Here is a 13080-nt window from a genome sequence, read left to right as displayed (position 1 = left end):
ACCTATACCTCCGGTCCGAACTCGAACCAGTCCACGTTGAACAGGTCGCCGGTCACGCCGGGATTCCTTGCCACCAGGAACAACTCGTGCGTGCTCCCCGGGTCGACGACCGGAGCGGTCACCTCGGTCCACGTCTGGCCGCCGCCGGTCACCGGCACCGCGGCCGAGCCGAGCAGCGGACCGTCCTGCGCCCCGAACCGGACCTCGATGGTCCCACCGTTCGCGCTGCTCGCGACCCGGAACCGCAGGCTGCCGACGTTCCTCAGGTTCACCGGCGTGACGCTGACCCAGTCACCGTGGGAAACCCCGGAGACAAGGCCACCACCCGCACTGTTCCTGACGATGCGGACGCCGCTGGACCGGTCGTGGTGCTCGGCCTCCTTGCGACGCGGCTGCAGGGTGACGCGGTCGCGGTCGGTCAGCCGCGGCCGCCCTCGGTCGGTGTAGCTCGCGTCGAGGACGTAGGTCAGGTCGTCGTCGACGGTGTGCCCTTCGACGATCGACGGGACCAACTCCCCGGCACAGCCCCGGTTCCGGCTCACCGCGTGCACCTGCCTCGCGTGCCCGACACCGCCCTTGGTCAGCGGCTCCGCGCAGTCGACGCCGCCGTCCGGGTCGGTGGCCCGCAGCCGGTAGGGAATCGGTACGCCCCAGTCGAAGATCTCGCCGTCGCGCGGGGACTGGATCTTCACCTTCGGCGCGGTGTTGCCGACGGTCACCTTGACGTTGACCGGTTCGCGGCGGCCCGTCGGGTCGGTGACGATCAGCCGTGCGAGGTGGGTGCCGTTCGCGGTGAACGTGTGGACCGGGTCGGCCGCACGCGAGTCGATCGTGCCGTTCCCGTCGAAGTCCCACTCGTGGGTGAGGGCGTGCCCGTCGGGGTCGGTCGAGGAGTCGGTGAACCGGACCGTCAGGGGCGCCTTGCCGGACGACGGGTTCGCGGTCGCCTTCGCGATCGGCGCGCGTTCGCCGGGCCGGACGTAGTCGATGCGGTGGATGCCGGAGTCCCAGTTGGGGTCGCCCCGGCCGGAGCCGCCGTAGTTGGTGCCCCACTCGATGACGTACAGCGAGCCGTCCGGCCCGAACTCCATGTCGATGGGCCGCAGGAACCCGCCGCGCGGCAGGAACCTGTTGAGGGAGACCGCGTTGCCCGCCTCGTCCTGCTTCACCTCGAACATCGCGTTGCGGGTCCAGTCGGCGACGATCGTGGTGCCGTCGTAGTACTCCGGGAACTTCGTCTCCGACTCCAGCTCCGGGTCGTAGTGGTAGGTCGGGCCGCCGACCGCGAGCCGTCCGCCGTTGCCCATCTCGGGCCATTCGTCCGACACCCGGTACGGGTAGGCCAGCCACGACGGTTGCGCAGGCGGCAGCTCGGCGAGACCGGTGTTGTTCGGCGAGTCGTTGGCCGGGCCGCCCGCGCAGTCGTACGGCTGGCCGGACCGGCCGGTCGTGAAGTCGTACTCCACGTACGCCCGGTTGTCGCCGATGCACATGGGCCAGCCGAAGTTGCCCGCCTCCTTGGCGACGTTGAACTCGTCGTAGCCCATGGGGCCGCGCAGCGGGTCGTCGTTCTGCGCGTCCGGACCGACCTCGCCCCAGTACACCCAGCCGGTCGCCGGGTCGACGTGCAGGCGGTACGGGTTGCGCAGGCCCATCACCCAGATCTCCGGGCGCGTCCTGTCCGTTCCGGGCGGGAACAGGTTGCCCTCCGGGATCGTGTACGTGCCGTCCGGCTCCGGGTGGATCCGGATGATCTTGCCGCGCAGGTCGTTCGTGTTCGCCGACGTGCCCTGCGCGTCCTGGTTCTGGCGGCCCGCCCGCTCGTCGATCGGCGCGAAGCCAGCACAGCACGGGTCGACGTTGTCCCCGGTCGACAGGTACAGGTTGCCCTCGCTGTCGAACGCCATCCCGCCGCCCTCGTGGGCGTTGATCTCGCGCTGGGAGAAGAACTCCAGCAGGACCTTCTCGCCGCGGACCGTGTTGGTGAACTCGTCGAACGTGACGCGCGAGAGGCGGTTCACGTTCTTGGTGCGTGGTGAGTAGTAGACGTAGATGTAGCCGTTGTCCTCGAAGTGCGGGTCGAGGACCAGGCCGTGCATGCCGTGCGTGTGCAGGACGAACGCGTCGAACCGGCCTGCCTCGTGGCTGTACCCCTTGCTCGGGTCGTACACGTTCAGCTGCCCGCCGCGCTGGAGGTAGAACACGCGGCCGCTGTTGTCGATCTCCATGGCCAGCGGGTCGTCGGTGTCGCCATCGAGGAGCGTCTTGACGTACCGGTCGTCCTCGGTGGCGCCGCAGTCGCCGGGCACCGCGCCCGCCGCCCACTCGATGCCGCCGAGGATGTGGGACCGGAAGGCGGGGTCGTCGTAGGTGGCGGCGTCGTGGCCGAGGCCGGTGTACCAGGAGCGGCCGCCCTCGAAGTCCTGGCACCACGCGATCGGGTGGTCGGCGCCCATGGTGTGGCCGGTGTAGCTGCGGGTGTCGTAGCTGGCGAGGACGTGGACGCTGCCGCGCGGGTTGGCGCGGAAGTCGTAGGGCTCCTCGGTGCGCTCCCAGACCTGTGGGAGTCGCCTGGTCGACGGGTGCGCGCGGTCGTCGACCTGGACCTTCAGCGGCTGGCTCGCCGGGTGCCTGTCGAAGAAGGCGCCCATGAGACGGCCGTACCAGGCCCAGTCGTACTCGGTGCCGCTCGCGGCGTGGATGCCCGCGTAGCCGCCGCCCGCCCTGATGTAGCGCTCGAAGGCCGCGCGCTGGTTCGCGTCGAGGATGGCGCCGTCGCGGCCGTTGGTGTTGTTGAAGACCACCGCGTCGAAACGGGCCAGGCCGGTGTCGGTGAACAGGGCCGCGTCGTCGGAGACGACGACGTCGAAGCCGTGTTCGGCACCCAGCTCGGTGACCGCCCGCCGACCGGCCGGGATGGAGTCGTGGTGGAAGCCGTTGACCTTGGAGAAGACGAGCACGGTGAAGCGGGGTGCGGCAGCCGCGGCCGGGGCCACGACGATGCCGAGCACCAGGGCTGCCACCAACGCGATGACGCGTCTCCGGTTGCGCACGAAAGTCCTCCCGCCGAGGGCGACACTGCCAGGCAAGCGCTTTCCTAGGATGCTATTTGTCCGTACCCGACATGGGCAAGGGCTTTCCTGTGATCAGTCGTAACGGTAGGTGTTCAGGAGACCGCACATGCCGAGGCGGCCCTCCTCGTCCGGCACCGGCTTGGTGCTCACGCGGGATTCCCGCAGGTGGGCCGGGTCGCCGGCGGCAAGGGCGGCGAGCTGGCGGCCGGTTCGCTCCGCGGCCTCCCGCGCGCCCCGCTCCCAGCGCGCACGCCAGTCGTCGAGCAACGGCTGCTTGAGCTTCACCGCGGCCTCGTGGAACTCGGCGAGCTTGTCGCCGTCCCGCAGCTCGTGGAAACCCTGGACGGCGAGGTCGCGGCGGCGGTAGGCCGTGGTCACGTCCGTGCCGGGGGCGCCGCCGCCGGGCAGCGCGGCGGCCTGCGCGTACCGGGCGGGGTCGCGGACGACGTCGAGCGGGAACGTGAGCACGGCGTCACCCGCCTCGGGCAGGCCGCTGTTGGCCATCAGCACCACGATCTCCAGGCCGCCGCGGTTGACGAGGCGGTGGACGGTGCCGGGGGTGAACCACAGGACCGTGCCGGGACGCAGGTCGTGCTCCGCGAACCCGTCCTGGCCCGAAAGGGTCTGGACCATGCCGGTGCCGCCGACGACGACGTACGCCTCCGTGCAGCAGAGGTGGAGGTGCGGGGTGCCGCCGGGCAGCCCGTCGGGGGTGAGGGTGTCGTACACGCAGAGTTTCGAGACGCCTACCGCGCCCGGTAGTGGATCACGCATCGGTACCCCTCGGCGTGGCGGCCTTGCTGTCGCGGGGCCGCACAATGGACACTGCGGTGATACGCCTCCAGACGCGGGGAAAGGGCTTTCCCTTGTAGTCTGACGCTAGGCGGGCAAGGTAATGGGTGTCAACGGCGGAGGTCTGGCAATGGCGACGCTAGCCGATGTCGCGCGTAAGGCCGGCGTTTCCGCCGCGACCGTGTCACGGATCGTGAACGGCAGTCCCAAGATCGTGTCCGAGGAACTGCGCGAACGGGTGCTGCGGGCGGTGCAGGAGCTGCAGTACGTGCCGAACGCGCACGCGCAACTGCTGGCCCGCTCCCACCGGACGACCGTCGGCGTCATCGTGCACGACGTGTCGGACCCGTACTTCGCGGAGATCACCCGCGGCCTGCAGCGAGTGGCGTCCGAGCAGGGCAGGCTCGTGATCATCTGCAACTCCTACCGCGACCCGGACCGCGAGCTGGAGTACGTGGAGCTGCTGCGCGCCCACCAGGTGGAGGCCATCATCCTCGCCGGTTCCGGCTACCACGACCCGGCGTTCACGAAGTCGCTGAACGCGAAGCTGTCGGCGTACATGGCGACCGGCGGCCGCGTGTCGGTGGTCGGCCGCCACAAGCTCGCAGGCGACGCGGTCATGCCCGCGAACGAGGAGGGCGGCTACCTGATCGGGGCGGCCGTGTTCGCAGCGGGGCACAAGCACGTCGGCGTGGTCGCGGCTCCCCGCCAGCTGACGACGACGACCGACCGGCTCGCCGGGCTGCGCCGCGCGGCCCGCGAACACCGCAGGAGCCTGCCATCGAAGCGGATCGCGTACGCCGAGTTCGACCGCGACGGCGGCGCCGTGGCCACGGCCGCACTGCTCGACGCGGACCCCCGGCTGACGGCGATCATCGCGCTGAACGACTCGATGGCCATCGGCGCCCTGTCCGTCCTGCGGGACCGGGGCCTCTCGGTCCCCGGCGACGTCTCGGTGGTGGGTTTCGACGACATGCCCATCGCCCGCGACGTGACCCCACCCCTGACGACGGTCCGGCTCCCCCTGGTGGAGATCGGCGCCAGAGCGATCACCCTGGCCCTGGACACCCCCCACCCGTCCCCACGCGTGGAAGAAGTCGCAGCAAAGATAATCCACCGCGACTCCCTGTCCACCCCCCACAACTAACCGCGAGTCCCCCATCCAGAACCCGCGAGTCCCCCGTTCAGAACCCGCGAGTCCCCCGTTCAGAACCCGCGAGTCCCCCGTTCGGGACCGCCGAGTTGACCGTTCGGGACCGTCGCAAACCGCGAACTCCTCGGTCCTGAACAGGGAACTCACCGGTCCTGAACAGGGAACTCACCGGTCCTGAACCGGGGACTCGCGGGTTCCGAACCGGGGACTCGCGGGTTCCGAAGCCGGGACTCGCGAGTCCTGAACGGGGGACTCGCGGGTTCTGAAGTGGGGACTCGCGGGGTGTCAGGCTGGGAGGATGGCGTACTGGCGTAGGCACAGGTCCGGGTAGGTGACCGGGCCGCGGGGGCCGGGGACCTTGTCGATGTTGATGCCGGTCTCCGGGACCGCCAGCAGCTTGAAACCGTCCAGCAGGCGGGTGGTCGCGTTCCAGAAGACGCCCGTGCCGGTGTACGCGTCCATGAACGCGGTCGCCGTCGCCTCCGACGTGGTGACGATCGACGCGGCCAGACCGGACGTCTCGGTGTTCGCGACCTCGGCGGCCTGCGCGGCCGACGACACCGGCAGCACCGTCACCGTCGCCTCGCGGTCGGCGTCCAGCGCCCATTCGTACCCGATCGGGTGGCTGTGCGGCGGCAGCGAGACGGCGATGCCCAGCTCCGCGAGCAGCTCCGACACCCTCGGCAGCAGCGACTCGTACCGCGACGAGTGGATCAGCAGCAGGTTCAGCCGGTTGCACACGCCCAGCCGGTCGACGCTCTCGCGGACCAGCGACAACGCGCGCTCGACGTCCGCGTCCACGTCGACGTACAGCACGCCGCCGCCGTCGGCGTGGGCCAGCGTCCGCACCCCGTGGCGGGCGGCCTCCTCACCAAGCGTGCGGGTGGTCTCGCCACTCCCCCGCAGGATCACCAGCGGGACGTGCGCGGGCTGCGCCACCAGCGCCGACGCGCCCGCCCGGTCCGGAGTCGGCACCAGCTGGATCGCGGCCGGGTCGAGCGACACGTCCGACAGCGCGGGCGCGACCACCTCCGTCAGCAGCGCGGTCGCCGAGCCCAGCGCCGCACCACCGGTGCGGAGGACACCGGCGTTGCGCGACTTCACCAGCTGCGACGCGACGTCGACCGTCACGTTCGGCCGTGCCTCGTAGTTCGCGCCGATGACCCCCACCGGCCTGCGGCGTTCGTACAGCCTGAGCCCGCCGGGCAGGTCACGCACGAACTCCGAGCGCGGCGGGTGCGGCGTGCCCGCGAGCAGCTCCAGCGCCGACGCCATCGACTCCAGCCGCTCCGGCGACAGGCGCAGCCGGTCCAGCAGGCCCGCGCTCATCCCGGCCGACTCGGCCGCGGCCACGTCCGCCTCGTTGGCCGACATCAGCGTGCCGACCGAGGCTCGCAGCCGCGTGGCCATCGCCGAGATGGCGCCGTCGATGGCCGAGTCGGGCGCCGCTGCCAAAGACGGCGCGGCACGGTGGGCAGCGGACGCACACGACGCGACAACGGACGAAACGGCCTCGGACACGACAGTCATGCGGCAAGTCTGCCTCACCCCAGCAACCACAATGCCGCGAGTGCCAGCGCCCCCAGGTTGATGAAGAAGAACATGCCCACCCACAGCAGCCCCGGCGTGCCGGTGAGCCGCGCGAGCTGGTCGGCGTCGGAGTCCCGCGCCCGCCCGCGACGGCGCTTGCCCTGCAGCTCCCCGACCGGACGAACACCACCCAGAAGGAGGAACCACGTGATCAGGTAGGCGAACGCCCCCTGCACCGGCGGCGAGGTCCACCACGCGACCCCGAACAGCACTGCGCCGGTCAGCACCACGGAGAAGAACCCGTACACGTTCCGCACCATGACCAGCACCCCGAGCAGCAGAACGCCGCAGACCACCAGCACGGCGGCCGTCTGCTCCACCTCGACGAGTGCCGCGAACCCGAGCCCGAGCACCGACGGCGCGACGTACCCGGCGAGCGCGGTGGACACCATGCCCGGCCCGTACGGCTTGCCCCTGGTGAGGGTCAGCCCGGACGTGTCCGAGTGCAGCCGGATCCCGGACAGCCGCCGCCCCGCCAGCACGGCGACCAGTGCGTGCCCCGCCTCGTGCACGATCGTGATCACGTTGCGGGCGGGCCGCCACAGTTCGCCGAACGTGACCACCGCAAGGGCGAGCACCCCGGTCACCAGCACCACGGCCGCCTGATCACCCAACACGTCCACGCGGCACAGCCGACCACAACCCAGGTGCGATCACTGTTACGTGGCAGGCGCGCGCATCTCGGGGCTGCCGAACCTGGCGACGTGATGCCAGACCCGTTTGAGGGCCTGTTCGTCGTACCGGCCGGTGCGGGACGCGTCACCGATGACACCGGGGTCGAGCAGGTCGTCGCGGGCGATGGACACGCCGAGCGCGACGAACTCCGGCCCGCGGTAGCCGGGGTTGGCGCGCAGTTCCGTCGTGGTCAGCGTGAAGCCGCCGTGCCACTCGACCGGGCACGGCAGCGCCTTGGCCGCGATCTCGGTCCGGGTGCCGAGGTAGCTGGGGTCGAGCACCAGGGCCTCGACGTCCCGTTCGAGGTCGACGACGCCGTGCACCTGGGCCTCGACGTAGTCGTCGAGCGCGTCCTTGTCGTCCGCCTCCGCCATGGCCACCAGGGTCGACAGCCGTGCCGCCACGCCGAACCGCTCGGGCTCGAAGACGCTGTCGGGGTAGCAGAACGTGGTCCGGTCCAGGGTGTGCGGGCGCAGGCGCAGGTGGGCGGAGCCGAAGCGGGGCGAACCGCCGACCAGGCGGCGGCGGAAGTTCAGCGATCCGTACTTGGGCCGGGTGGCCGCGGGCGCGTCGTCGTAGGCGCCCGCGAAGATCCGGCTCTCCCACCGCCAGCGGTCGCCACCGGGGTGGGCGGTCAGGCCCCCGTTGCTGGTCCCGGTCTCGAACTGCGACCGGTAGACCCCGTCGCGGGCCATCAGCCGCAGGATCGGCTCCCCGGCCGTGAGCCGGTCGGGGTGGAAGTGCAGCGTCACCCGCAACGCCGGGTCCACCGGCGCACCGCTCGCCAGCGTCGCGACGTGGGCGATGGCCCGCTCGTGCGGCTTGGGCATGGCGGGAGTATCCACGAACGGCGGTGCCGCGGCGCGGAATTATCCGTGGACCAGCCCGTCCTCCGGGTGCCAGCCGAACGGCCGCGCCAGCGACCTGACGAACACCGACCTCGGCAACGTCCGCAGTGCCGCGTTCCTGGCCGCCCGTGCGGGTGCCCACGTCAGGTGCGACACGGTCCGGCCCATCAGTGCCTTCCTCGCCAGCGCCTGTGTCCTCGGCCGCCGCAGTTCGTCGTACCTGCGCAGGGCCGTCGCGAGGTCGGGCTGTGTCTCGACCGCCACCGACAGCGTCGCCGCGTCCTCCAGTGCCTGGCAACCACCCTGCCCGAGGTTCGGTGTCATCGCGTGGGCCGCGTCGCCCAGCAGCGCGACCGGGCCGTGCACGTACGTGCGCAGCGGTGGCAGGTGGTGGATGTCGTTGCGCAGCACCTGTTCCTCGGTCGCCGCCGCCAGGACGGCCGGGATCGGCTCGCACCAGTGCTCGAAGCGGCGGCGCAGTTCGGCCAGTTCGCCGTTCGCGCTCCGTTGACCCGGCGGGACCGACCCCGTGCCGTAGCAGTACACGCGGTCATCCGCCATCGGGAACATGCCGAACACCGCGCCGGGGCCCCACGTCTCGGCCCAGATCCCGGCGCCCGCGGCCATCAGGGTTTCCGGGCGCGGCATGATCAGCCGCCACGCCGTCTGCCCCGAATAGCTCGGCGGCGCGGCGGCGGGCCACAGCGCCCGCCGGACCGCGCTGTTGACCCCGTCCGCGCCGATCAGCAGGTCGGCCGACAGTTCACCGCCGTCGTGCTCGACGATCGCGCGGGCCCCCTCGACCCGCGCGTTCCGCACGCGCACCCCGGCCAGCTGACAGTGTTCCGGCACCTGCGCGAGCAGCGCGGTCCGCAGATCGTGCCGGTGTGCCACCACCGCCTTCGCCGTGTGGCCCGCCGCGACCTCGTCGTCGTCCATGCGCACGAGCCACCGGCCGCGCCAGTCCCGCAGTCCGCCGGCGGCGCCCAGCGCCTCGCCCGGCACCGTGGCGCCGACCGCCGCCAGCGCGCGGAAGGCGTTGGGCCACAACGAGATCGCCGAGCCGACGACATCGAACTCCGCGGTCTGCTCCAGCACCGTGACGGCCCAGCCGCGTCTGCTCAGTCCCGCCGCCACCGCCAGGCCGCCGATGCCCCCACCCGCCACGATCGCTTCCATGCCGCCTCCTCTACAGATGTAGTGGACTCTACATCCGTAGAGTGGCGGCGTGACAGACCGGCGAACCGTGATAGCCGACGCGGCCATCGCGACCCTCGCCCGCGAGGGCATGCGCGGCTTCACCCACCGCGCGGTGGACCGCACCGCCGCGCTCGCGGAGGGCTCCACCTCGTACTACTTCCGCACGCGGGAGGCGCTGGTGTTCGCGGCGCTCGCGCGGATGGCCGAACTGGACACGCTCGACGTCGGCGACGTACCGGAGCGGGGCGGCACGGCGGACCTGGAGACGCTGACCGACCTGCTGGCCTCGGTCGTGCGGACCTGGCTGACCGAGGGCCGCGAGCGCACGCTCGCCCGCTACGAGCTGACGCTCGAGTCGACCCGCCGCCCGGAGCTGCGCGCGAAGATGGCGGAGTACGGCTCGGCGTTCCGGGCGATGGCGGAGAAGACCCTCGCGGCGGCCGGGGCGAGCGAGCCGGAACGGCGTGGCCACACGCTGGTCTCCCACCTCGACGGCCTCGTGCTGCACCAGCTGACCGACGTCGGCGCGGGTCGGACCGATCTTCGTGCGGCGTGCCGGGATCTGCTCGTGATGGCACTGGCGCCATGAGGATCTTTGTGCGAAGGTCCGCGCCTGCGCCGGGACGCAACCCACACATGGAAATCCGGGGAGGCGAACTTTGGACCAGGTGAGTTACGTGGTGTCCGACGGCATCGCGACGGTGACGCTGAACCGGCCGGCGGCCCGCAACGGCTACACGGTGACGATGGCCGACGAGCTGGCGGCGGCGTTCGACGAGGCCGACCGCGACCGGTCCGTGCGGGTGGCGGTGCTGACGGGCGCGGGCAGGGACTTCTGCGTCGGCGCCGACCTGTCCGCGGGCGGACTGGACCTGACCGCCGACAACGCGGCCGAGTGGGACGAGCCGGCAGGCCGGTGCTCGATGCGGATCTTCGCGATGAACAAGCCGGTCATCGCGGCCATCCGCGGCGCGGCCGTCGGCGCGGGCTCGACGATCATCCTGCCCGCGGACTTCCGGCTGGCCGCCACCGACGCCCGCTTCGGGTTCGTGTTCTCGCGGCGCGGCCTGTACCCGGAGGGCGCCTCGACGTGGTTCCTGCCCCGGCTCGTCGGGCTCGGCCGGGCCATGGACTGGATGGTGAGCGGCCGGGTGTTCGACGCGCCGGAGGCGCTCGCGGCGGGGATGGTGCACTCGCTGCACGAGCCGGACTCCGTGCTGGACAAGGCCTACGAGCTGGCCCGCGAGCTGATCAGGACGACGGCTCCGGTGTCGGTGGCCGTGATCCGGCAGCTGCTCTACCGGGCGGCGCCGCTGGACTCGCCGTTCCCCGTGCGACGACTGGACTCCCGGCTGATCGCGGGCAGCGCGGCCAGCCCCGACACCGTCGAGGGGATCATGTCGTTCCTGCAGCGCCGCGATCCACAGTGGACCGGAAGGGTGCCGGAGGACCTGCCCGACCACCTGCCCTGGCTGGAGAAGTAGTAGGCATCCCGAAGCGCCCGGCGGGTAGCTACGGGATGCCCGCTGGTCGTGTCGGCGTGCGTGGCCGACCACGACGTGCGGTGCCGGATCGAGCACGGACCGCACACGTAGCGCTGTTGACCGGTCGCCAATAGTGGCAGTAGCCTCCGAATGTCGTCAATGCCCGGTTCGGCGTGGACGTGGGCGGTCACTGGTGCTTACGATCACGCCCTACTCGGGGGCTGACCCGGCGCATCGGAGCGTGGCTAAATGAACGAGACAACCCCGTTGCAGCACACACTGTGCGCGGCATTCCAGGAGTTCGTCAGCAAGACACCGGACGAGGTCATCATCCGTACGCCGGGCGGCGCGACGGAGATCACCTGGCGTGAGTGGGATCGGCGGGTCCGCGGACTCGCCGCGGGCCTCGCGGCCGTCGGGGTCGAACGCGGTGACACGGTCGGGCTGATGCTCGCCAACCGGCCGGAGTTCCACCTCGTCGACGCCGCCGCGCTGCACCTCGGCGCGACCCCGTTCTCGATCTACAACACCTCGACGCCCGAGCAGATCGCCTACCTGTTCGGCAACGCGGGCAACAAGGTCGTGTTCTGCGACGGCCGGTTCCTCGACCGCGTCAGGGACGCGGGCGGCGGGGTCGAGCACATCGTCAGCGTGGACGAGGTGTCCGATGTGGACGGTGTGCTGTCACTGGCGGACCTGGAGGCCAAGGGCGACCCCGACTTCGACTTCGACGCCGCGTGGCGGGCCGTCGAACCGGAGGACCTCTCGACGATCATCTACACGTCGGGCACCACCGGCCCGCCCAAGGGCGTCGAGCTGACGCACGCGAACGTGATCGCCGAGGCCGACGCGGTCCGGATCCTGTTCAACGCCAACCCCGGTGACCGGGTGCTGTCCTACCTGCCCGCCGCGCACATCGCGGACCGGGTGACCGCGCAGTACTTCGCGATCCTGTTCGGCATCCAGGTCACGTGCGTCGCGGACCTGACCAAGCTCGCCGAGGCGCTCCAGGACACGCGGCCGCACTCGTTCTTCGCCGTGCCGAGGGTGTGGCAGAAGCTGAAGGCGGCCATCGACGCCGGGCTCGCGGCGGAACCGAGCGGTGCCAAGCGGCGGATCGCGACGTGGGCAATCGAGACCGGCGTCAAGGCGGCGAGGCACAAGCTGGCCGGACGTGCGCTGCCGCCGGTGCTCGCCGCCCAGCACCGGCTCGCGGACAAGCTCGTGCTCGCGAAGCTGCGGGACAAGCTGGGGCTCGACGTGGTGACCGGCCCCGCGTCGGGCGCGTCGGCGATCTCGGCGGACATCCTCGAGTTCTTCTGGGGCCTCGGGATCCCGGTGTACGAGGTGTGGGGCATGTCGGAGACCGGCGGCGCCACCACGGCCAACGCGCCCGGGCACACGAAGCTCGGCACGGTCGGCCGCGCCGTCAAGGACATGGAGATCAAGATCGCCGAGGACGGCGAGCTGCTCACCAGGGGCCCGACGATCATGCGCGGCTACCGCAACGACCCGGAGAAGACGGCGGAGACCATCGACGCCGACGGGTGGCTGCACACCGGCGACATCGCCGAGGTCGACGCCGACGGGTACGTCCGGATCGTCGACCGCAAGAAGGAACTGATCATCAACGCGTCGGGGAAGAACATGTCCCCGTCCAACATCGAGAACGCGATCAAGGCGGCGACCTCGCTGGTCGGCCAGGTGGTCGCGATCGGCGACGACCGGCCCTACGTCGCGGCGATCGCGGTGCTGGACCCGGACGCGGCGGCGGCCTTCGCGACCCAGCACGGCTTCGGCGGCGCGTCGCCGGACGAGCTGGTGGCGCACCCGGAGCTGCGGGCCGCGGTGCTGGCCGGGCTCAAGGAGGGCAACGAGAAGCTGGCGCGGGTGGAGCAGGTCAAGCGCCTGCGGCTGCTCCCGTCGACGTGGGAGCCAGGCGGCGAGGAGCTGACCCCGACCATGAAACTGCGCCGCAAGCCCATCACGAAGAAGTACGCCTCAGAGATCGACTCCCTCTTCACCGAAACCCCAGACGACACCATCCTCCAACCCTGACCCCCACCCCCACCAAACCCCGCGAGTCCCCGGTTCAGAACCCGCGAGTCCCCGGTTCGGGACCCATGAGTTCCCCGTTCGGAACCGCCGACTCCCGTTCGGAACCGTCAACTCGGCGGTCGCGAACGGGAGACTCGCGGGTCCTGGCTCGAAAATCGGGGGTGATCAGGGCGTGGGGCAGCGCCCTGGCTGAGCGGAGCGAGGTC

The 13080-nt window shown here is 71.2% G+C and carries 10 protein-coding genes; 4 read left to right on the top strand and 6 right to left on the bottom strand.

The features are described from left to right. Positions 1-2: 2 nt before the first annotated feature. Together ACFPCV_RS31030 and ACFPCV_RS31025 are read right to left on the bottom strand one after the other, a co-directional pair. Positions 3-3053, bottom strand: coding sequence for a ThuA domain-containing protein (locus ACFPCV_RS31030; protein ID WP_378060079.1), 3051 nt, complete (start codon positions 3051-3053; stop codon positions 3-5). A 93-nt stretch (positions 3054-3146) separates the two neighbouring features. Next, on the bottom strand, positions 3147-3848 hold the full coding sequence (locus tag ACFPCV_RS31025) for a cupin domain-containing protein (protein ID WP_378060077.1): 702 nt from the start codon (positions 3846-3848) through the stop codon (positions 3147-3149). A gap of 148 nt (positions 3849-3996) precedes the next feature. On the opposite strand from ACFPCV_RS31025, the gene ACFPCV_RS31020 reads away from it, so the two are divergent. Continuing rightward, complete coding sequence (locus tag ACFPCV_RS31020) at positions 3997-5013, top strand: LacI family DNA-binding transcriptional regulator (RefSeq protein WP_378060076.1); 1017 nt, start codon at positions 3997-3999, stop codon at positions 5011-5013. Positions 5014-5304: 291 nt separating this feature from the next. On the opposite strand, the gene ACFPCV_RS31015 is transcribed toward ACFPCV_RS31020, so the two are convergent. From ACFPCV_RS31015 to ACFPCV_RS31000, 4 genes are read right to left on the bottom strand one after another with little or no spacing between them, the layout of a single operon-like run. After that, complete coding sequence (locus tag ACFPCV_RS31015; protein WP_378060075.1) at positions 5305-6549, bottom strand: aldehyde dehydrogenase family protein; 1245 nt, start codon at positions 6547-6549, stop codon at positions 5305-5307. 14 nt (positions 6550-6563) lie between these two features. Then, a complete protein-coding gene (locus ACFPCV_RS31010) occupies positions 6564-7232 on the bottom strand; it encodes a M50 family metallopeptidase (protein WP_378060074.1) in 669 nt (222 codons plus the stop codon). Between the two features lie 36 nt (positions 7233-7268). Further along, positions 7269-8114, bottom strand: a complete 846-nt coding sequence (locus ACFPCV_RS31005) for a DUF3626 domain-containing protein (protein WP_378060072.1) — start codon at positions 8112-8114, stop codon at positions 7269-7271. Positions 8115-8153: 39 nt separating this feature from the next. Continuing rightward, a complete protein-coding gene (locus tag ACFPCV_RS31000) occupies positions 8154-9311 on the bottom strand; it encodes an FAD-dependent monooxygenase (protein ID WP_378060071.1) in 1158 nt (385 codons plus the stop codon). 49 nt (positions 9312-9360) lie between these two features. Here ACFPCV_RS31000 and ACFPCV_RS30995 point away from each other — a divergent pair, with 49 nt between their 5' ends. From ACFPCV_RS30995 to ACFPCV_RS30985, 3 genes are all read left to right on the top strand, one after another. Then, complete coding sequence (locus ACFPCV_RS30995) at positions 9361-9921, top strand: TetR/AcrR family transcriptional regulator (protein WP_378060070.1); 561 nt, start codon at positions 9361-9363, stop codon at positions 9919-9921. A 70-nt stretch (positions 9922-9991) separates the two neighbouring features. After that, entirely contained in the window at positions 9992-10816 is an 825-nt protein-coding gene (locus tag ACFPCV_RS30990) for an enoyl-CoA hydratase-related protein (protein ID WP_378060068.1), read from the top strand. A gap of 249 nt (positions 10817-11065) precedes the next feature. Then, positions 11066-12874 (top strand): AMP-dependent synthetase/ligase, encoded by a 1809-nt coding sequence (locus ACFPCV_RS30985; RefSeq protein ID WP_378060066.1) that lies wholly within the window; start codon positions 11066-11068, stop codon positions 12872-12874. The last annotated feature ends 206 nt before the right edge of the window (positions 12875-13080 follow it).

The organism is Actinophytocola glycyrrhizae (assembly GCF_042653545.1).
GTDB lineage: Bacteria > Actinomycetota > Actinomycetes > Mycobacteriales > Pseudonocardiaceae > Actinophytocola > Actinophytocola glycyrrhizae.
Note: the sequence above shows the minus strand (reverse complement) of the source record. Positions and strands in the feature narration are given on the sequence as shown.

Coding starts and splice junctions, on each gene's coding strand:
- ACFPCV_RS31000 (WP_378060071.1), bottom strand. CDS start 9,311: ATGGAAGCGATCGTGGCGGGTGGGGGCATCGGCGGCCTGGCGGTGGCG.
- ACFPCV_RS31005 (WP_378060072.1), bottom strand. CDS start 8,114: ATGCCCAAGCCGCACGAGCGGGCCATCGCCCACGTCGCGACGCTGGCG.
- ACFPCV_RS31020 (WP_378060076.1), top strand. CDS start 3,997: ATGGCGACGCTAGCCGATGTCGCGCGTAAGGCCGGCGTTTCCGCCGCG.
- ACFPCV_RS31015 (WP_378060075.1), bottom strand. CDS start 6,549: ATGACTGTCGTGTCCGAGGCCGTTTCGTCCGTTGTCGCGTCGTGTGCG.
- ACFPCV_RS30985 (WP_378060066.1), top strand. CDS start 11,066: ATGAACGAGACAACCCCGTTGCAGCACACACTGTGCGCGGCATTCCAG.
- ACFPCV_RS31025 (WP_378060077.1), bottom strand. CDS start 3,848: ATGCGTGATCCACTACCGGGCGCGGTAGGCGTCTCGAAACTCTGCGTG.